This is a genomic window from Kitasatospora sp. NPDC101155 (assembly GCF_044768305.1).
In the GTDB taxonomy this organism is placed as follows: Bacteria; Actinomycetota; Actinomycetes; order Streptomycetales; family Streptomycetaceae; genus Kitasatospora.
In genome coordinates, this window is sequence record NZ_JBIWPN010000013.1 from 123,718 (window position 1) to 142,354 (window position 18,637).

General features: G+C 72.3%; 19 protein-coding genes, 3 tRNA genes and 2 pseudogenes. 10 read left to right on the forward strand and 14 right to left on the reverse strand.

Features of this window, described 5'->3' with window-relative positions; genetic code table 11:
- Positions 1-32 precede the first annotated feature (32 nt).
- A complete protein-coding gene (locus tag ACIRYZ_RS21225) occupies positions 33-1,478 on the reverse strand; it encodes an FGGY family carbohydrate kinase (RefSeq protein WP_402946268.1) in 1,446 nt (481 codons plus the stop codon).
- Positions 1,479-1,603: 125 nt separating this feature from the next.
- Positions 1,604-1,897, reverse strand: coding sequence for a hypothetical protein (locus ACIRYZ_RS21230; protein WP_402946270.1), 294 nt, complete (start codon positions 1,895-1,897; stop codon positions 1,604-1,606).
- A gap of 242 nt (positions 1,898-2,139) precedes the next feature.
- Here ACIRYZ_RS21230 and ACIRYZ_RS21235 point away from each other — a divergent pair.
- Together ACIRYZ_RS21235 and ACIRYZ_RS21240 are read left to right on the forward strand one after the other, a co-directional pair.
- Positions 2,140-2,212 (forward strand) — tRNA-Asn (locus tag ACIRYZ_RS21235).
- A 62-nt stretch (positions 2,213-2,274) separates the two neighbouring features.
- Positions 2,275-2,347: transfer RNA gene (locus tag ACIRYZ_RS21240), tRNA-Asn, on the forward strand.
- 164 nt (positions 2,348-2,511) lie between these two features.
- On the opposite strand, the gene ACIRYZ_RS21245 is transcribed toward ACIRYZ_RS21240, so the two are convergent.
- Positions 2,512-3,258: a trypsin-like serine peptidase gene (locus ACIRYZ_RS21245; RefSeq protein ID WP_402946272.1), complete on the reverse strand. Its 747-nt coding sequence runs from the start codon at positions 3,256-3,258 to the stop codon at positions 2,512-2,514.
- 120 nt (positions 3,259-3,378) lie between these two features.
- On the reverse strand, positions 3,379-4,233 hold the full coding sequence (locus ACIRYZ_RS21250; protein WP_402946445.1) for a trypsin-like serine peptidase: 855 nt from the start codon (positions 4,231-4,233) through the stop codon (positions 3,379-3,381).
- A 196-nt stretch (positions 4,234-4,429) separates the two neighbouring features.
- Here ACIRYZ_RS21250 and ACIRYZ_RS21255 point away from each other — a divergent pair.
- Positions 4,430-4,503 (forward strand) — tRNA-Ile (locus tag ACIRYZ_RS21255).
- A gap of 439 nt (positions 4,504-4,942) precedes the next feature.
- A pseudogene (locus ACIRYZ_RS21260) lies at positions 4,943-5,324 on the forward strand (transposase); the annotation flags it as partial.
- Between the two features lie 91 nt (positions 5,325-5,415).
- Here ACIRYZ_RS21260 and ACIRYZ_RS21265 read toward each other — a convergent pair.
- The 4 genes and pseudogenes from ACIRYZ_RS21265 to ACIRYZ_RS21280 all read right to left on the reverse strand — a co-directional run.
- Positions 5,416-5,718: a hypothetical protein gene (locus ACIRYZ_RS21265; RefSeq protein WP_402946273.1), complete on the reverse strand. Its 303-nt coding sequence runs from the start codon at positions 5,716-5,718 to the stop codon at positions 5,416-5,418.
- Positions 5,702-5,911 (reverse strand): hypothetical protein, encoded by a 210-nt coding sequence (locus ACIRYZ_RS21270; RefSeq protein ID WP_402946275.1) that lies wholly within the window; start codon positions 5,909-5,911, stop codon positions 5,702-5,704. The genes ACIRYZ_RS21265 and ACIRYZ_RS21270 overlap by 17 nt, the downstream gene beginning before the upstream one ends.
- Before the next feature lie 84 nt (positions 5,912-5,995).
- Entirely contained in the window at positions 5,996-7,219 is a 1,224-nt protein-coding gene (locus tag ACIRYZ_RS21275) for a hypothetical protein (RefSeq protein ID WP_402946277.1), read from the reverse strand.
- 135 nt (positions 7,220-7,354) lie between these two features.
- Positions 7,355-7,612, reverse strand: a pseudogene (locus tag ACIRYZ_RS21280) (multidrug ABC transporter permease); the annotation flags it as partial.
- 189 nt (positions 7,613-7,801) lie between these two features.
- Between ACIRYZ_RS21280 and ACIRYZ_RS21285 the strand changes: the two are divergent.
- The 4 genes from ACIRYZ_RS21285 to ACIRYZ_RS21300 all read left to right on the forward strand — a co-directional run bounded on the left by ACIRYZ_RS21285 (position 7,802) and on the right by ACIRYZ_RS21300 (position 10,660).
- Positions 7,802-8,749, forward strand: a complete 948-nt coding sequence (locus ACIRYZ_RS21285; protein ID WP_402946279.1) for an SPFH domain-containing protein — start codon at positions 7,802-7,804, stop codon at positions 8,747-8,749.
- 10 nt (positions 8,750-8,759) lie between these two features.
- Entirely contained in the window at positions 8,760-8,987 is a 228-nt protein-coding gene (locus ACIRYZ_RS21290) for a hypothetical protein (RefSeq protein ID WP_402946281.1), read from the forward strand.
- Between the two features lie 51 nt (positions 8,988-9,038).
- Entirely contained in the window at positions 9,039-9,668 is a 630-nt protein-coding gene (locus ACIRYZ_RS21295) for a GPP34 family phosphoprotein (protein WP_402946283.1), read from the forward strand.
- 80 nt (positions 9,669-9,748) lie between these two features.
- The gene (locus ACIRYZ_RS21300; RefSeq protein ID WP_402946285.1) at positions 9,749-10,660 is read left to right on the forward strand and encodes a 1-aminocyclopropane-1-carboxylate deaminase/D-cysteine desulfhydrase; all 912 of its coding nucleotides are present in this window, start codon (positions 9,749-9,751) and stop codon (positions 10,658-10,660) included.
- Between the two features lie 4 nt (positions 10,661-10,664).
- Here the strand turns inward: ACIRYZ_RS21300 and ACIRYZ_RS21305 are convergent, their stop codons facing one another.
- A complete protein-coding gene (locus ACIRYZ_RS21305) occupies positions 10,665-12,173 on the reverse strand; it encodes an LCP family protein (RefSeq protein ID WP_402946287.1) in 1,509 nt (502 codons plus the stop codon).
- A gap of 119 nt (positions 12,174-12,292) precedes the next feature.
- The gene (locus tag ACIRYZ_RS21310) at positions 12,293-12,757 is read right to left on the reverse strand and encodes a MarR family winged helix-turn-helix transcriptional regulator (RefSeq protein WP_387619569.1); all 465 of its coding nucleotides are present in this window, start codon (positions 12,755-12,757) and stop codon (positions 12,293-12,295) included.
- A 107-nt stretch (positions 12,758-12,864) separates the two neighbouring features.
- Between ACIRYZ_RS21310 and ACIRYZ_RS21315 the strand changes: the two genes are divergently transcribed.
- A complete protein-coding gene (locus ACIRYZ_RS21315; protein WP_402946289.1) occupies positions 12,865-13,890 on the forward strand; it encodes an NADP-dependent oxidoreductase in 1,026 nt (341 codons plus the stop codon).
- Between the two features lie 352 nt (positions 13,891-14,242).
- Positions 14,243-14,737: a DUF3145 domain-containing protein gene (locus ACIRYZ_RS21320; protein WP_359913089.1), complete on the forward strand. Its 495-nt coding sequence runs from the start codon at positions 14,243-14,245 to the stop codon at positions 14,735-14,737.
- 64 nt (positions 14,738-14,801) lie between these two features.
- Here ACIRYZ_RS21320 and fabF read toward each other — a convergent pair whose 3' ends face one another.
- The 4 genes from fabF to ACIRYZ_RS21340 all read right to left on the reverse strand — a co-directional run bounded on the left by fabF (position 14,802) and on the right by ACIRYZ_RS21340 (position 18,560).
- On the reverse strand, positions 14,802-16,064 hold the full coding sequence (gene fabF / locus ACIRYZ_RS21325; protein ID WP_402946292.1) for a beta-ketoacyl-ACP synthase II: 1,263 nt from the start codon (positions 16,062-16,064) through the stop codon (positions 14,802-14,804).
- A gap of 184 nt (positions 16,065-16,248) precedes the next feature.
- Positions 16,249-16,491 carry an acyl carrier protein gene (locus ACIRYZ_RS21330; RefSeq protein WP_402946294.1) on the reverse strand — a complete coding sequence of 81 codons (243 nt, stop codon included), beginning with the start codon at positions 16,489-16,491 and terminating at the stop codon, positions 16,249-16,251.
- Positions 16,492-16,572: 81 nt separating this feature from the next.
- Entirely contained in the window at positions 16,573-17,604 is a 1,032-nt protein-coding gene (locus tag ACIRYZ_RS21335) for a beta-ketoacyl-ACP synthase III (protein ID WP_393032341.1), read from the reverse strand.
- Positions 17,601-18,560 (reverse strand): ACP S-malonyltransferase, encoded by a 960-nt coding sequence (locus ACIRYZ_RS21340; protein ID WP_402946296.1) that lies wholly within the window; start codon positions 18,558-18,560, stop codon positions 17,601-17,603. The genes ACIRYZ_RS21335 and ACIRYZ_RS21340 overlap by 4 nt, the downstream gene beginning before the upstream one ends.
- Positions 18,561-18,637: the final 77 nt, after the last annotated feature.

Genomic DNA, 18,637 nt, shown 5'->3' on the forward strand with positions numbered 1-18,637 from the left:
GCCCCCGGCGGTTTGAGGGCTCCCGGGCGGCCTCAGGCCGACGGGCCCGAGGCCGCCTCCGGGTGGATCTGGTGGCGGGCGGCCCAGTACTGCTGGCGCACCGCCGCGCCGATCGCGAGGTCCTGCTCGCCCTCCGGCTCGACCGTCTCGGCGTCCGGCAGCTCCCACTGCGGCGGCTCCGGGGTGCCCGCCAGCGCCCAGGCCGCCTGCCGGGCGGCGCCGCGGGCGGCGTGCGCGCCCGGCGCCGGCACCACGACCGGGACGCCGAACAGCATCGGGGCGACGTGCCGGACGGCGGGCAGCCGGCCGGCCGTGCCGAGCAGGAAGACCCGCTTGATCCCCACGCCCTGGGCGCGCAGCACATCCAGCGCGTCGGCGATGTTGCAGAGCATGCCCTCGACGGCGGCCCGGGCCAGGTGCTGAGGGGCCATCGCACCGGCCCGCAGACCGGTCAGGGTGCCGGCCGCGTGCGGCAGCGCGGGGGTGCGCTCGCCGTCCAGGTACGGCAGCAGCACCAGGCCGTAGGCGCCGGGGGAGGAGTGCAGGGCGAGGTCGCTCAGCCCGTCCAGGTCCAGACCGAGCATGGCGGCGGTGGAGCGCAGCACCTGGGCGGCGTTCAGGGTGGCGACCATCGGCAGGTGGTGCCCGCTCGCGTCGGCGAAGGAGGAGACCAGGCCGGAGGCGTCCACCACGGCCTTCTCGTGCACCGCGAAGATCGTCCCGGTGCTGCCGAGCGAGACCACCGCGTCGCCCGGGCCGAGGCCCAGGCCCAGCGCGGCGGCCATGTTGTCGCCGGTGCCGGCCGAGATCAGCAGGCCCTCGGGGGTGTGTCCGGCGGGTTCGGCGGGGCCGAGCACCTCGGGCAGCTTGAGCTCGTGGCCGAGCGCCAGCTCGACCAGGTCCTGCCGGTACCCGCCGGTGATCGGGGACCAGTAGCCGGTGCCGGAGGCGTCGCCCCGGTCGGTGGTGCGGCGCTTGGGGTGGCCGAGCAGCTGCCAGACCAGCCAGTCGTGCGGCAGCAGCACCTCGGCGACCCGGCGGGCGTTGGCCGGCTCGAACTCGGCCAGCCAGCGCAGCTTGGCGATGGTGTAGGTGGGGCCGGGCACCGCGCCGATCGCGGAGGTCCAGGCGGCCGGGCCGCCGAGGGCGTCCAGCAGCTTGGCGGCGGCGCCGCTGGAGCGCGGGTCGTGCCACAGGATCGCGGGCCGGACCAGCACCCCGCCCGCGTCCAGGCCGATCATGCCGTGCTGCTGCGCGCTGACGCCGATCGCCCGGACGCTCTCCAGCAGGCCGCCGGTCGCGGCGTCGCCGAGTGAGTGCAGCCACATCTGCGGGTCGGCCTCGCCCGCGCGGAGGTCCTGGTCCTCGGGGACGGGATGGGGGGCCTTCCCGGAGCGCAGTACGGCGCCGGTGTCGGTGTCGCACGCGACGATCCGGGTGCGGTTGGTCGAGCTGTCTATCCCCGCGACGATGGCCATGTCGAGATCATGCCCCAGCCCGGCCCTGGACGCGTCCGGGCCGGGTGAGCCGTTGCCGGTTCGGAACGCCCGGTTGGGGGTTCCTTTGCCGGGGCCCGACCCCGGGCCCCGGCATCACCGCCCGGTCACGGGCGGAAGGTGCCCCAGCTGTCGTCCTCGGCCCGGGTGCGGTTGAGGTACGGCACCCGGTCGGTGACCGCGTTCGGCAGTCGGCCCCCGACCCGGTCCGCGACCGCGCCGGCCGCCTTCCCGGCGACCGCGCCGGCCTGGTGCCGGGCCCGGTCCGTCGCCCCCTGCACCGCGGGGCTCTGGGTGATCTGCCGGGTGACCTTGGCGATCTGTTCGTAGCGCTGGCGCCCGGCCCGCGAGCCCAGGACGTAGCCGGCCGCGAAACCCACGGCCAACGACAGCTTCCACATGATCGGACCCACCCTCTCCTGGCGGCCTTCTGCCGCATTGCCCTACCCGTTGGTCGGGACGGCGAACCGTCCGCGTCCCCAGCATCCCCGGGGGCCGTCGCGGGCGCGCGCGGGGCGCGCCGGGACGGCGGTCCGGGGCGGCCGGGGAAAGCGATTGGCGGACCACCCCCCCGAGTGCGCTAATGTATGTCCCGCAGCGAGCGCCGAGGAGCCCGGGGAACGGGAGCCGAAGCGGAAGCCGATCCCCCATAGCTCAATTGGCAGAGCAGCCGACTGTTAATCGGCAGGTTATTGGTTCGAGTCCAATTGGGGGAGCTCAGGAGAAGGCTCCTCAGGAGCCCACCTCCTGTACGTGGTACGGAAGTTGAGTATCGCGATCCCGCATAGCTCAATTGGCAGAGCAGCCGACTGTTAATCGGCAGGTTATTGGTTCGAGTCCAATTGCGGGAGCTGCACCGGGTCCGCCCGGTGACTGCTCAGAGCGAAGGCCCCTCGGACGACCGGGGGGCCTTCGTGTTGTCGCGGCCCTGTTGCGTCCGTCACCCCGGCCACCGTCGTCGCCGGCCGCTGTCGTCCCGGCCGGGCGCCCGTTCGGTCGGCCGGGGGCCTCCGGCTCAGGTGGTCGCCTTCCGGTAGAGGTCGGCGACGCGCTGGTCGAAGGTGACGCTGTACGAGGTGTCCGGGCTGTCGCCGCCCTCCTGGTAGCCGCCGATCACGCCGACCACCGTGCCGCTCTCGGTGACCCACGGGCTGCCGCTGGTGCCGTCGGTGTAGCCGCCGCAGTCGAAGCGCTCCTGGGTGGAGCTCTGCGAGCGGGTCTTCACCGAGCAGGTGATCGGCTCGTCGCTCTCGTTCGGGTAGCCGGTCACCGAGACCGCCAGCCCGACACCCTGGCCCGTCCCGAGCGGGTTGCCGCCGACCGCGTCCTCGATCTGCCGGCCGTCGGCCCTGCGGACGGTGATGAAGGCCACGTCGTAGTCCGGGTCGTCGTCCTGCGCCCAGCGCGGGTCGACGGTGATCGACTGCACCGACCAAGTCCCGTACGGGGTGTACCCGTTGCGGTAGCCGGGGGTGAACACCAGACCGTCGAGCAGGCCGACCCGCTGGTTCTGCACGCAATGCGCCGCGGTGACCAGCAGATTGCGCCCGGGGCTGTGCACCACGCTCGCGGTGCACGCCCGGGGGCCCTGCGCGGTGTGGATGGACAGGGTGCCGATCCGGTCGCGGGCCGGGTTCGGCTGGGCGACCTCCGCGTTCAGCGGCTTGTCCGGCCCGCCGCACGCGGTGCCGGCGGCCAGCAGCAGGGCGGCCAGCGCGGTCGCCTTGGCCGTACGCGCGGGCGGTACCGGGCGGGGCGCCATCCGGGGCTCCGTCTCGTTCCTCGGGGCGGGCACCCGGGCCGTGCGTTCCGCCGTTCGTGAGGAAGATCTACCAGGCCGTGCCCGTGGGCGCCACTGCCGGGTGTTCGATTCCGGTCCGGTTCAGCCGGTGGCCCGGTCGTAGAGGGCCTGGACCCGGTCGCCGAAGTAGCTGCTGTACGAGGTGTCCGGGCTGTCGCCGCCCTCCTGGTAGCCGCCGATCACGCCGACCACGGTGCCGGTCCTGGTGTTCGGGTCGAAGTCGGTCACCCAGGGGCTGCCGCTGGTGCCGCCGGTGTAGTCGGGGCAGTCGATCCGCAGCTGGGTGGGGCTCTGCTCGGTGGTGGTGTTGGAGCAGGTGATCGGGACGTCGCTGCTGCCCGGGTAGCCGGTGACCCGCACCGGGACCTGGTAGCCGCGGTTGACGCCCAGCTTGTTGGCGCCGAGCACCTGCTGCACCTGCTGCCCGTTCTGGGCCTGGACGACCGCGAAGGCGACGTCCACGTCCGGGTCGGCGCCGCTCTTCCAGCCGTCGTCCACGGTGACCGCCAGCAGCGGCCAGACGCCGCTGGGGGTGTCGCCGCTGCGGTAGCCGGGGACGAAGACCAGGTCGCTGCGCTGGCCGAGCTTCGGGTCCCAGACACAGTGGGCGGCGGTGACGATGAGGTTGAGCCCAGCGCTGTCCACCACGCTGGCGGTGCAGAAGTGGTCGCCGTCCGCGTTGCGGGTGAACACCGCCCCGACCAGGCCGTTGAGCACGGTGGGCTTGGCGGTGCGGGTGACCCCGGTGTGCTTGCCGGCCGCGCCCTTGAGCCGCTTGCTGCTCCAGCCGTGGGTGTCCACGGAGCCGGAGGCCGAGGCGGAGGGCGGCGCCGAGGTGACGGTCGGGGCGAGCCCGCCCGGCCGCGCCGCGGTGGTGCAGCCCGCCGCCGCGAGCACCAGCAGCAGGGCCCCGGCCACGGCTCCCGTCCCACGCATCGTCACCAGCCCAGGCTGCCCTGGACCGGGCCCCCGGCGCCAGCCGGGCTGCGCCGCCCACAGGGGAGCGTCGCGTCGCGCACCCAGGTACGCCCCCGGCGCGCACCACGGGTGATCGACCGGCTATGCTGCCCGGGACGGCCTCGCGGGGCCGTCTGCTGCTGCCGTGGCCGACGACCGGCGCGCGCGGCGAACCGGGGCGGTAGCTCAGCCGGTTAGAGCAGGGGACTCATAATCCCTTGGTCGTGGGTTCGAGTCCCACCCGCCCCACTCCCGATCTGATGCCCCGTCGGGCTATGCAGGCCACTGACCTGCGGAAATGTCGAAACCGCCTGCGAGAACTGTAGGCGAATGACCGTCGGATGACGGTGGCCACGCGCCGATGTTCACCCGCATGGGAACGTTATGTGAACGTTACGCTGACGTTCGGCGGGGCTGAGCAGCACGTTTGCGGGTCGATCGGCTCCGCCCCGTGGGCCAGTCGGCGCAATCCCTTGGGTCGCCTCGGCCCAGGCGGGCCGCACCGAGGTCCGCGGTGCACACCATGGCGGCCCTCGGTGAGGCCGGGGCCGGTGCAGGTGTGCATGACACTCCCCGAACGGCCTTCGGTGCAGGAGCTCGAAAACCTGACAGTCAAGCACGGCGTTGAGTTTGCCGTAATCCACAAGCTTGGCCCAGGATCCAAGGGCGCCATAGGGACGTACTACCTCTCGACCGCAGGCCTACCGGTCAGCCGGCGAAAGTCGACCTGCGCGACGTCTTCAATACCATCCTCTTCGTCAACCGCACCGGAATCCCCTGGAAATACCTCCCGAACGGCTTCCGCAACCAGGGCACCGTCTACGCCTACCGTGCCGCGTGGAGCGACAAGGGAATCCTCGTCCGGCTGAACTGCGATCTCACCGGACTCGCCCGCGTAAAAGAAGGCCGCGACCGTGACCGTGATCGCCGCGAGCCGGTCCGGGAACGCCCTGGGAATACGCCTCCTCAACCAGGCCGAGAAGGCCTACCCCGGCATCTCCAGGAGCCGGGTCGACACCAGCTTCAAGAACGCCGTTGTCGAGTACGGAGCCGGCCTGGGCGTCGACGTCACCGGCCTCACCGCCCAGACCCCCGCCGCCCCGTGAGCCCTCCCGCGCGGAGCCCGGCCCGCCACCCGGGCCCCGCGCGCCGACGGTTCTGCTACTGCCCTGCGTTCCGCTCCCGCGTCTTGCGCTGCATCTCGTTCAGGATGGCCAAGGTCTCGGGGTAGACCGGGGCCGTGCTCTCTTCGACATCTTGCGGATTCTGCCGTGCCGCCGGGAGCAGCTCGTCGTAGCGAGGGTCCCCCGGCTCGAACTTGTGCCACCCGTCGTAGAAGAACCCCTCTGGGGCCCTTCCGCCGTACCGCTGCCAGATGGTGACGCCATTGGCGTCGAGCGTCGGGTTCCCGGTGACGTGGTAGGGCTCATCGGTGACCTCGTACGGCTCAGAATGCTCGCTCAAAATACTCCTCCAGAATCTGCGCCGCCTCGCGGTCGCCGTAGGTGAATTTGTTCAGCGTCCTGGCAGTCCAGTGATTGAACGCCTCGGCGAAGTACTCGTGCGGCTGGCGGGTGTACGCATCCAAACGTGGATTGTCGCCGATCCGGTCCAGGACCTGCTGTCGCACATGCAGCCACTCCGGCTGGCGGCTCAAATTGCCATAGACTTCATCGACCGCGTGCCCGAACTCATGGACAGCAACACTACTGGGCGTCTCGGCAATTGAATTGACCAGGAGTCAACGCTGGCCGGGTACGTACATACCAGGTATGAATTCTGCCGGTGAAGTGCCTCCTACCGGGTTGACGCCGGTGAGGTGGTAGCCGCCCGGAAGCTGCGTGATGGGCCTGGGGCCGACGCTGACCCCGCCGCCTGGCACCTCTTTCAGATGGTCCCAGACCTTTTTGAAGATCTCGGCCGGCACGCGTGCCAGCTCCGTTTTCACCTTCGCGATACTCGGGTGATCTTCAATGTACTCAAGCGGTACCTTGCCGGGCATCGGTAGCTCAGCAGGTTTGGCATGCCTCGGGCCGCGTGGAGCGTTGTCGCCGGGACGTCCGCTTGGTCCTGTCGCGCCACCGGCAGCGCCGACGACGACGTCGAGGGGCGCGACGGGGCCGGTCTTGAACTCGGCGTCGTAGCCGTAGCTGAGGCCTGCGCCGGTGACCATGCGGCCGGGGAGGGAGTCGGCGGCGTTCGCGACCTTGGCGAGGCCGGCGAGGGCCACCGAGGCGCTCTCGGCGCGTTCGGCGGCGTTGGCGACGGCGCGTCCGCCGGCGCCGAGGCCGCCGCCGGCGCCGCCCATGACGCCGCCGGTCTCGGCGGAGTCGAGGGCCTCGTTGAAGCTGTAGCCGCCGTCGTCGAAGAACTCGACCCGGATCGGCTGGGCGACGGCGAGGTCGACGGTGATGGCCTCGACGGCGCCGAACGCGGCGCCGACCAGGACGGTGGCGGCGATGGTGGCGATGGTCGAGGAGACGGTCACGCCCAGGCCCGTGGCGGTGGCGACGATGGTGGCGGCGGCGCCCGTGGCGATGCCCTCGGAGATGCCGGCGGTGAAGAAGGCGAGCGCGGTGCCGGCGACGAGGGTGGCGCCGACGATCGCGGCTTCCTCTTCGAGTTTCTTGATGGCCTTGTCGACCTCGGTGGCGAAGTCCCGCAGGGCCTTGGCCAGGCTGCGGCAGGCGTCGGCGGTTTCGGGGAGCCAGCCCTTGCCCTTGCCAGCGCTGTCCTTGCCGCCGTAGTACTGGCCCCAGAACTTGCCGAAGGCGTCGATGGCCGGACCGTGGTTGTTCGCGACGATCGCCGCGGCGGCCTGGTTGGTGGGCACGGTGACGTTGTCGATGGCGGTGGCCATCGCCTCCCACGCGTCCGCGACCTTGCGCAGCTTGTCCGGATCGGCGTCCGGCCACCACATGCCGGTGAGCTTGCGGACGGCCTTCGCCGTCGTGGACTCACCCATCCGTCGCCCCCGACCGGGACTGGGCGCCGGTCATGCCGACATGTCCTTCTTGGCCTTGTTGTCGGCGCCGGTGTGGTTGTCGGCGTGGGCGTGCAGCCCCTCGTTGATGCTGTTGATCCCCTTGACCAGGACGTCGAGCGCGGAGAGCACGTGGTGGCCGATGCCCATCAGTCGGTCGCGGGTGAGCGCGATCCCGGCGATGGCCATCGGCGGGCAGGAGAAGAGTGCCGAGCCGAGCAGTACCGCCGCCGCGACCACCACCCCCGGCAATCGGAGCAGGTTCCAGTTCATCGCGCCCCCGAGGGCGGCGGTGATCAGCACCGTGATCACCGTCTGCGGCACCGCCTTCACCCCGGCAGCGAACGCCTTGCCGGCCGCCAGCGCCGTGCGCGGGGGCGCGCCGTAGTTCACCCTCCCGTGGGCATCGGCCCCGGAGCCCCCGGCGGCCCTCCGTCGCCCCAGTGGCCACTCCTGTCCGGCTTTCGTACCGGCTCTGGCGTGCTGCACGTAAAAAGTGATATCACTTTGACAGCTGAAGCGGGCACCCGCGCAGCGGACATCGCACAGGGGGGAGTCGGTCCCATGACCACACCGCGTTTCGCCGTCGAGGACGGCCCTGCCGTCGACCTTCCGGCCCCGAGGGTCACCGAACGGATCATCACCGGGGCAGCCGGGTTGCCGGTGCTCGGGGGCGCCCTGCTCGGCCTGGTCGCCGGGTTCGCCTCCGTCATCACCGGAGGGTTCCAGGTGTCCGACGGGAACAAGGGCCTGGGCATCGCCCTGGTGGTCGCCGGGCCCGTGCTGGTGCTGGCCTCGCTGCTGCTGCTGTGCGGGCTGACGGTGGTCTCGCCCGGCTCGGCCCGGGTGGTCCAGCTGCTCGGCAACTACCGGGGCACCATCCGGGCCGAGGGGCTGAGCTGGCTGAACCCGTTCACCAGCCGTCGGCACATCTCCCTGCGGATCCGCAACCACGAGACCGAGACCACCAAGGTCAACGACGCGGACGGCAACCCGATCGAGATCGCCGCCGTGGTGGTCTGGCACGTCGAGGACACCGCGATGGCCGTGTTCGAGGTGGACGACTACGCCGACTTCGTCGCCGTCCAGACCGAGACGGCCGTCCGGCACATCGCCACCAGCTACCCGTACGACGCCCACCACGAGGGGCAGTTGTCGCTGCGCGACGGCGCGGACGAGGTCGCCCGCAAGCTGTCCGCCGAGATCTCCGCCCGGGTCGCATCGGCCGGTGTGCGGGTCGTCGAGTCCCGGATCACCCGGCTCGCCTACGCGCCCGAGGTCGCCCAGGTGATGCTCCAGCGCCAGCAGGCCGGGGCCGTGGTGGCCGCCCGGCGGCTGATCGTCGAGGGCGCCGTCGGTATGGTCGAGGAGGCGCTGGACCGGCTCGCCGAGCGCGACGTGGTGGAGTTGGACGAGGAGCGCAAGGCCGCCATGGTGAGCAACCTCCTGGTGGTGCTCTGCGGCGACCGGGGCACCCAGCCCGTCGTGAACACGGGCTCCCTCTACCAGTAAGGGCGCGGCGTTGGCGACGGAACGGAAGAAGATCCTGTTGCGACTGGACCCTTCAGTTCACGACGCGCTGGCCAGGTGGGCTGCGGACGAACTGCGCAGCACCAACGCACAGATCGAGTTCGTGCTCCGCCGTGCCCTCACCGAGGCCGGCCGGATGCCCAGCGGCGCGGCCCGGCTTCCCCGGCGCGGCCGACCGCCCAAGGAGAGCCCGGAGAGCGGCGGTCCCGTCGAGGGCTGACGAGGACCGACCGCAGGGGCCGGGCGCCACAGACCTTTCGGAGAGACCGAGATGGACCTGCCCGTCAATCTGCCCGAGAAGCTCTACCTGCTGGCCTACGACCCCGAGCGCGGGCGGCCCACCCGCGCGACCGACCTCGATCTGGCCCTGCGGGCGGCGGCGCTCACCGAGCTCCTCCGCCGCAGGCTGATCCGTGACGACGGCCGGCACCCGGCCCCCGTCGACGGCGCGACCGACGGGCTCGACCCGCTCTCCGCCGCGCTGCTGGAGCAGATCCGCCAGGGGCGGCGGCGCACCTGGAAGAGCTGGATCGGGCGCCAGCGGGGATCGGTGCGGGTGGTCCGCGACGGGCTCGCGGCCGCCGGCCGGATCCGGGTCGAGGAGCACCGGCTGCTCGGGCTCTTCCCGGTCGCCCGGGTCACCCTTCCGGAGCCCCGGGTGCGCAAGGCGCTGACGGCGGGCATCGAGTCGGCGCTGAGCGGCCCGTTCAGCCGGGTCGACCCGGCGGACGCCGCACTGGTGGCCCTGGTCGACGCGGCCCGGCTGGGCTCGGTCCTGACCTGGCGTCGGCGGCGCGAGCGCCGGGCCCGGATCGACAAGCTGGCACCCGCGGCCGGCCCCGTTCCGCGCGCCCTGCGCCGCGCCATCACCGCGCGGCACGCGGACGGTGGGGCGGTCTGACCGCCCGGGAACGTTGCCCCCGGCCCGGCTGCCCCACGGCGGCCGGGCCGCCTGCCGTCCGGGGCCCGTAAGCTGGCCGGGTGCTCGATTCAGCCCTGCTGCCGACCCCGCTGGTGGACTGCACCGACGAGGCCTTCGCCCGGGCCGGGGTGGAGCTGCGGCTCAAGCGGGACGACCTGCTGCACCCGACCGTCCCCGGCAACAAGTGGCGCAAGCTCGCGCCCAACCTGGCCGCCGCCGTCGAGCGGGGCCACACCCGGCTGCTGACCTTCGGCGGGGCCTACTCGACCCACCTGCGGGCGGTCGCCGCCGCCGCCGCCGCGCTCGGGCTGGAGAGCGTCGGGCTGGTGCGCGGCGAGGAACTGGCCGACCGGCCGCGCAACTGGTCGCTGCGGGCCGCCGAACAGTCCGGGATGCGACTGGAGTTCCTCACCCGGGCCGCCTACCGGGAGGCCACCGGCCGGGCCGCGGGGGAGTACGGTCCGCAGGCCCCGCAGCACCGCTGGGGCCCCTGCCTGGTGCTCCCGGAGGGCGGCTCCAACGCGCTGGCCGTAATCGGCGCGGCCGAGATCCCGGCCGAACTGCCCGACCTGGGCGAACGCGACGTGGTCTGCTGCCCGGTCGGCACCGGCGGCACCCTGGCCGGCATCGCGGCGGGCCTGCCGCCGGGCGCGCGGGCGCTCGGGGTGGCCGTGCTGCGCGGCGGCGGGGGCTACCTGGAGGCGGAGGTCGCCCGGCTGCACCGGGCCGGGTACGGGCGCGAGTTCGACAACTGGCGGATCGACCATGCCCACCACGGCGGCGGGTACGGCAAGGTCCAGCCCGAACTGGACCTCTTCGCCGAGGATTTCGAGCGCCGCCACGGCATCCCGGTGGAGCGCCGCTACGTCGCCAAGCTGCTCGCCGCGCTGGCCGACCTGGCCGGGGCGGGCGCCTTCCCGCGTGGCACCCGCCTGACCGCCGTGGTCACCGGCCTGCGGGACCCGGAGTAGTGGCTCAGGACCCGAAGGTCAGGTTGGCGCACGGATCGGTGTCGGCGCCCCGGGTGTTCTCGGCTATGCCGGTCGGGATGCCGCTGGGCGTGGTGCCGCTGGGCGCGGTGGTGGGCGCCGCCGAGGGCGAGGACGCCGAGTTCGGCTGGGTGGCGCCGGCCGGCTGGTAGTCGGCGCCGAGGGTGACGGTGACGGAGTCCGCGCCGGGCTCCTCGACCGTACGGGCCCCGGGGAAGAGCGCCGCGACCTGGTCGGCGACGGCCTTCTGTGCCGGGTCGTAACCGATCTCGGTCTGCTGCTTGCCGGGGTTGTTGGCGCCGAGCACGACGTTCTGGAAGCCGCGCCCCTTGAGCGTCTGCGCGCCGGAGCCGGCCAGCCCGGCGGTGCCGACCCCGTTGACCACGGTGATCGGGGCGGCGGCCTGCTCGGGGGTGAGCGGCGCGGCGGCGGCGGTGGGGCTCGCGGTCGGGGTGGGGGAGGCGGCCGCGCCGGTGCCGGCGGTGACCTGCCCGTCCAGGGTGCGGTCCTCCCGCAGCAGCTTCCACAGGGTGTCGGCGTCCGGCTGGACCAGCCGCACCCGCTCCCCGGCGAAGCGCCAGGGGGCGGTCACGAAGGTGACGTCGGAGAGCTTGACGTCCTCCACCGAGCGGGCGAAGTCCACCAGCTTCATCGCGGTGCCGAGTCCCTCGTCCACGGTGAGCGACTTGGTGGCGGCGTCGGCCAGCGGGAGCAGGGTGGGCAGCGAGAAGCCCTGGTCCTGCACCTTCTTGATCATCGAGGAGAGGAAGGCCTGCTGGCGCTTCATCCGGCCTATGTCGGAGTTGTCGCCGATGCCGTGGCGGGCCCGCAGGTAGTCCACCGCGGACTGCCCGGAGAGCTTCTGAAGCCCCTTCTTGAGGCGGATGCCGTACTCGTTGACGTCGTTGGGCACACAGGCCTCCACGCCGCCGAGGGCGTCGGCCATCGCGGCGGCGCCCTTGAAGTCGACCACGACGGTGTGGTCGATCCGCAGCCCGGTGAGCGCCTCCACGGTGTTCTGGGTGCAGGCCGGGTTGCCCTTGGGGAGCAGGCCGACGCTGAACGCCGAGTTGAACATCTGGTCGTTGCGCGGCTTGCTCCAGGTGCCGTCCGCCAGCTTGCAGGACGGGATGGTGACCAGGGTGTCGCGGGGGATCGAGACGCCGACGGCGTGCTTGTGGTCGGCGTAGACGTGCACCAGGATCGCGGTGTCCGAGTTGCCGACGCCCTCTTCGCCGCCGCCCAGCGCGCTGTTGCCGTCGTCCCGGGTGTCCGAGCCCAGCAGCAGCACGTTGACCGGCACCTGGGCGCCGGGGGAGACCGGGACGGGGGCGGGCGGGCGCTCGGTGGCGACGCCGCCCGCGTCGAAGGTGGTGATGTTGCTGTCCAGCCTGTGGTAGAACCAGGCTCCGGCCCCCACGACCGACAGCACCAGAACGGCGGCCAGGCCGATGGCGGTCCGCAGGTAGCGGCGCCGGCGCGTGCTGCTGCTCATCCTCCGTGCCCCCCGTCTTCAGGTATCTCGCGTTCGGTGTTCGAACGTTAGACGTTCCGGAAGGCCGTTCGGTTACCCCCGGGGGGTGGGGCAATCGGCCCGCGGGGCTGTGATGCTGGTCACGCCCCGGGGCCGGAGGCGCCGGTGAGCATCCGGCGGAGCAGGTCGCGCAGCACTGTGCGTTCCTCCTGACCGAGTGCGGCGAGCGGCTCGCGGGCGAAGTTGAGCGACTCGCGCAGCTCCTCGGAGGCGGCCGCGCCGGTGTCGGTGGCGGCGACCAGCTTGACCCGGCGGTCCTGCCGGTCGGCCTCCCGGGTGACGAAGCCGCGGGCCTCCAGCCGGTCGACGATGCCGGTGATGTTGGACGGCTCGCAGCTGAGCGTCTGGGCGATCTGCCGCATCGGCAGCGGGCCGCGCCGCAGCAGGGCGAGCACCTTGGCCTGGGCACCGGTGAGCGAGCGGGCGGCCGCGGCCTCCTCGTACTCGCGGTGGAAGAGCGCGACCAGGTTGGCCATCAGATCGACGACCTCGCGGGTGATCTCGTCGGACTGCGGCGTGGCGACCTGGGTCGACTGGGTGTCCATGCCCCAGAGTCTACCTGAAAAGTTGACAAGGTGAACCTTTCATGTCCATCGTTACTTCAGTTGCTCAACCTTTCACCTGCCGAAACCCCCCTCCGAGGAGCACCTCCATGGCAGAGCAGGCCGTCCCCGCCACCGCCCGTGAATGGCACCTCGCCGCCCGCCCGCAGGGCTGGCCGGCGCCCACCGACTTCGCCCTGGTCGAGGCCCCGGTCCGGACTCCCGGCCCGGGCGAGATCCTGGTCCGCAACACCCACCTCTCGGTGGACCCGTACATGCGCGGCCGGATGAACGACGTGAAGTCGTACGTGCCCCCGTTCCAGCTCGGCGCGGCCATGGACGGCGGCGCGGTCGGCTACGTCGTCGCCTCCGAGGCCGAGGGCTTCGCCCCGGGCGACGCGGTGCTGCACGGGCTCGGCTGGCGCGAGTACGCCACCCTGGACGCCGGGAACGCCGTGAAGGTCGACCCGGACGCCGCCCCGCTCTCCGCCTACCTCGGCGTGCTCGGCATGCCCGGTCTGACCGCCTACGCCGGCCTGCTCGCCGTCGGCGCCCTCAAGGAGGGCGACAAGGTCTTCGTCTCCGGCGCGGCCGGCGCGGTCGGCTCGCTGGTCGGCCAGATCGCCCGGCTCAAGGGCGCCTCGCTGGTGGTCGGTTCGGCCGGCTCCGCGGAGAAGGTCGCCAAGCTGGTGGACGAGTACGGCTTCGACGCCGCCTTCAACTACAAGGACGCCCCGGTCGCCGAGCAGCTCGCGAAGGCCGCCCCGGAGGGCATCGACCTCTACTTCGACAACGTCGGCGGTGACCACCTGGAGGCCGCCATCGGCGCGCTCGGCGTGCACGGCCGCGCGGTGCTCTGCGGCGCGATCGCCCAGTACAACGAGACCACCGCGCCCGCCGCCCCGCGCAACCTCGCGATGGCGATCGGCAAGCGGCTGCGCCTGGAGGGCATGCTGGTGCGCGACCACGCCGCCCTGCAGCCGCAGTTCGTCACCGAGGTGGCCGGCTGGCTGAAGTCCGGCGAGCTGCGCACCGAGGAGACCGTGGTGGACGGCTTCGAGAACGCCGCCGAGGCCTTCATCGACCTGCTGCGCGGCGTCAACACCGGCAAGATGGTTGTCCGCCTGGAGGGCTGATTCTCCGTCAGGATGGCTGACCGCCCCGCCGCCCCCGCCGGGCGCGCGGGGCGGTTCGCGTGCACGGCGCAGGGGATCCGGCCGCACTACCGCATTCCGGTCGGATCCGAAAGTGCGTCATCCATCCTGCGGCGCTGCGCGGTACGGTGGTTCCGCCTGGCGATGGGGCCGTTCGGGGGAGAGATCCGGCCGAAGGGTAGACCTCGTTGAGGATTCGACTAGCATTGAGCGAAAGCCTGTCCGTTTTGCTCAATTTAGTAGCTTAATGTCGGCTAACGTGGGTAACTGCGGATCAACTGCAGGCACGAGGCAGCTGGGGAAGGCGACCCTCGTCCACAGCCTGGAGGTCCCGGTGACGACACGTGGAGTTCTCTACATCCACACCGCGCCCCGCGCGCTGTGCCCGCACGTCGAGTGGGCCGTCGCGGGGGTGCTCGGTGTGCGGGTGAGCCTGGACTGGATCCGCCAGCCGGCCGCACCCGGGCATTGGCGTGCCGAGCTCTCCTGGCAGGGGGAGCCCGGTACGGCCTCGAAGCTCGCCTCGGCGCTGCGCGGTTGGCAGCTCATGCGGTACGAGGTGACCAGCGAGCCCTGCGCCACGGCGGAGGGGGAGCGGTACAGCAGCACGCCCTCGCTCGGCATCTTCCACGCCGTCACGGGCATCCACGGCGACATCCTGATCCCCGAGGACCGGCTGCGCGCGGTGCTGCTGCGGGCCCGCAGCGAGGGGGCCGACCTGGAGGCCGAGATCGCCCGGCTGCTGGGCAAGCCCTGGGACGACGAGTTGGAACCCTTCCGCTACGCGGGCGAGGGCGCGCCGGTGCGCTGGCTGCACCAGGTGGTCTGAGCCCGGAGGAACGACGCAGGGGCCGGCGCTCGCGGAGAGCGCCGGCCCCTGTTGACTTGTGCGGTCAGCGGGTGCGGAAGGCCAGCACCACGTTGTGGCCGCCGAAGCCGAACGAGTTGTTCAGCGCCGCGATCCGGCCCTCGGGCAGCGGGGTGGCCTCGCGCACGATCTTCGCGTCCACCTCGTCGTCCAGCTCGTCGACGTTGATGGTCGGCGGGGCGACCCGGTGGTACAGGGCCTGTACGGTGGCGACGGTCTCGATGCCGCCGGCGCCGCCCAGCAGGTGACCGGTCATCGACTTGGTGGCCGAGACGTAGATGTGGTCGAGGTCCTCGCCCAGCTCCTTGCGCAGCGCCTTCAGCTCGGCGGTGTCGCCCTGCGGGGTCGAGGTGGCGTGCGCGTTGACGTGCACGATCTCGGCCTTGTCCAGCTCGTTGCGCTCGAACAGGTCGGCCAGCGCGCGGGCCACGCCGGCGCCGGTGGGCTCGGGCTGGGCGATGTGGTGGGCGTCCGAGGACAGGCCCTGACCCACGGCCTCGCAGTAGATCCGGGCACCGCGCGCCTCGGCGTGCTCCAGCGTCTCCAGCACGACGACGCCGGCGCCCTCGCCCAGGACGAAGCCGTCGCGGGCCTTGTCGTACGGACGCGAGGCGCGCTCGGGGTCGTCGTTGTTCTTGGACATCGCCATCATGTTGGCGAACGCGGCGATCGGCAGCGGGTGGATCGCCGCCTCGGTGCCGCCGGCCACCACGACGTCGGCGCGGCCGGTGCGGATCATCTCGATCGCGTAGCCGATCGCCTCGGCGCCGGAGGCGCAGGCGGAGACGGGGGTGTGCACGCCGGCGCGGGCGCCGACCTCCAGACCGACGTTGGCCGCCGGGGAGTTGGGCATCAGCATCGGGACGGTGTGCGGGGAGACCTTGCGGGCGCCCTTCTCGCGCAGCACGTCGTACTGGTCGAGCAGGGTGGTCACGCCGCCGATGCCGGAGGCGATGACCGCGCCCAGGCGCTCGGGGGCGAGCTTGGAGGACTCGTCGGTGGCCGGGGTCTCGTAGCCGGCGTCGGCCCAGGCCTCGCGGGCGGCGATCAGCGCGAACTGCGCGGAACGGTCCAGCTTGCGGGCCAGCGGGCGGGGCAGGATCTCGCCCGGCTCGACCGCGGTGCGCGCGGCGATCCGGACCGGCAGGTCCTGGGCCCACTCCTCGGTCAGGGCCGCCACTCCGGAGCGCCCGGCGACCAGGTTCTCCCAGGTGGTGGCGGCGTCGCCGCCCAGCGGCGTGAAGGCGCCGATACCCGTGACGACCACGGTACGGTTTTCAGCGGTCACTGGTTTCTCTTCTTTCACGTTTCGTGCGGGGGGTCGGCGGCGAGCCGGGGAAGGGCCCGGCCGGGCGCCCGGTGGGGCGTCCCGGCCGGCGGGTCGGCCTGGCTCGGGGAGCCGGGCCGACGGGTCAGCCGTCCGAGGCGTTGCTCGCGCCGGACGGGCTGGACGACTCGAACGAGTCGATCGCTCAGGCGTTGGCGATGATGTAGTCGACCGCGTCGCCGACGGTCTTCAGGTTCTTGACCTCGTCGTCCGGGATCTTGACGTCGAAGCGCTCCTCAGCGGCCACGACGACCTCGACCATGGACAGCGAGTCGACGTCCAGGTCGTCGGTGAAGGACTTGTCGAGCTGGACGTCCTCGGTCGGGATGCCGGCGATCTCGTTGACGATCTCGGCGAGACCTTCCAGGACCTCGTCCTTGGTAGCCATACTGGCTGCTCCTCTTCGGGTGTTGAGCGTGTCCGACCGGCGGCCGAACACAGGCTTGTGGATGGGTGGGGCGAAACGCGCCTAGGGGAGCGTAACGACTGCCGCGGCGTACACGAGACCCGCCCCGAACCCGATGATCAGGGCGAGGTCCCCGCTGTGGGCCTCGCCGCTCTCCAGCATGCGCTCCATCGCCAGCGGGATGGAGGCGGCGGAGGTGTTGCCGGTCTCGGCGATGTCGCGGGCGACCGGCACCGACTCCGGCAGCTTGAGCGCCTTGATCATGGCGTCGGTGATCCGCATGTTGGCCTGGTGCGGGATGAAGGCACCGAGCTGGTCGGCGGTGATCCCGGCGGCGTCCAGCGCCTGCTGGGCCACCTTGGCCATCTCCCAGACCGCCCAGCGGAAGACCGGCTGGCCGTCCATCCGCAGGGCCGGCCACTTCTGCTCCTCACCCTGGCCGTTGACGGCGTCGGGCTTGGCGAAGGCGGTGTCCCAGGCCTGGGTCTGGCTGATGACGTCGGCCTGCGAGCCGTCCGAGCCCCAGATCAGCTTGCCGATGCCCGGCGTGTCGGAGGGGCCGACGATCGCGGCGCCGGCGCCGTCGCCGAAGATGAACGCGGTCGAGCGGTCGGACTTGTCGGTCAGGTCGCTGAGCCGCTCGACGCCGATCACCAGCACGTACTCGGCGTTGCCGCCGCGGATCATGCCGTCGGCCAGGCCCAGGCCGTAGCCGAAGCCGGCGCAGGCGGCCGAGATGTCGAAGGCCGGGGCGGTGCCGCAGCCGAGCCGCTCGGCGATCTCGGTGGCGATCGCGGGGGTCTGCTTGAGGTGCGAGACGGTCGCGACGATCACGCCGCCGATCTGCTCGGGGGCGATCCCGGCCTGCGCGATGGCCTTGCCGGCGGCCTGTACCGACATCTCGGAGACGGACTCCTCCGGGCCGGCCCAGCGGCGCTCGGCGATCCCGCTGCGGGTGCGGATCCACTCGTCCGAGGAGTCGATCCACTCCAGCACCTCGGAGTTGGGGATGACCCGGACCGGCCGGTAGCCGCCGACACCGTGGATGCGGGAGTACTGCGCGCCGCTGGCGGGACGGATCTGCGGCTTCGTCATGCCTGGTCCTCCTGGTCCGGCTGGTCCTGACCGCCGTGCTCCGCGACGAACTCGCGGGCCTTGTCCAGATCGGCGGGGGTCTTCAGGGCGAGCGTGGCCACACCCTTGAGGTTGCGCTTGAGCAGAGCGGTGAGGGTGCCGGCGGGGGACAGCTCGATCACGGCGGTCGCGCCCAGCCGGCCGAGGGTCTCCATGCAGAGGTCCCAGCGGACCGGGTTGGAGACCTGCGACACCAGGCGATCGAGGACCTCGGCACCGGAGCCGACGACCTCGCCGTCCTTGTTGGAGACGTAGCGGACCTGCGGGTCGGCCACGGTCAGGGTCGGGGCCAGCTTGGCCAGCCGCTCGACGCCGGGGGCCATGTGCTCGGTGTGGAAGGCACCGGCCACCTTCAGCGCGACCAGTTTGGCGCCGGCCGGCGGGTCCGCCTTCAGGGCCTCCAGCTGGGCCAGCGTGCCGGCCGCGACGATCTGGCCGCCGCCGTTGTTGTTGGCCGCGGTCAGGCCGTGCTCGGCCAGCTTCGCCGCGACGACCTCGGGGTCGCCGCCGAGCACGGCGATCATGCCGGTCTCGGTGACGGCGGCGGCCTCGGCCATGGCCCGGCCGCGCTCGCCGACGAAGGTCAGCGCGTCCCGGGCGCTCAGCACCCCGGCACCGGCCGCGGCGGTGATCTCGCCGACGCTGTGGCCCGCGACGGCGCCGACCAGCTTGCGGGCGACGTCCTCGTCCGGGAACAGCTCACGGGCGGTCACCAGACCGGCCGCGACCAGCAGCGGCTGGGCGACGGCGGTGTCCTTGATCTCCTCGGCGGACGCCTCGGTACCGGCGTGCACCAGGTCGAGCCCGGCGACCTCCGACCAGCCGCGCAGGCGGTCGGCGACACCGTCGAGCTCCAGCCAGGGGCTGAGGAATCCGGGGGACTGGGCACCCTGTCCAGGGGCGACGATTACGAGCACGGTTCAACCCTCTCTCGCCAGGCGCCCAGGGGCGGGTAGGCGACGGTAACGAAGAAAACCATCCGGGATTGTATGGT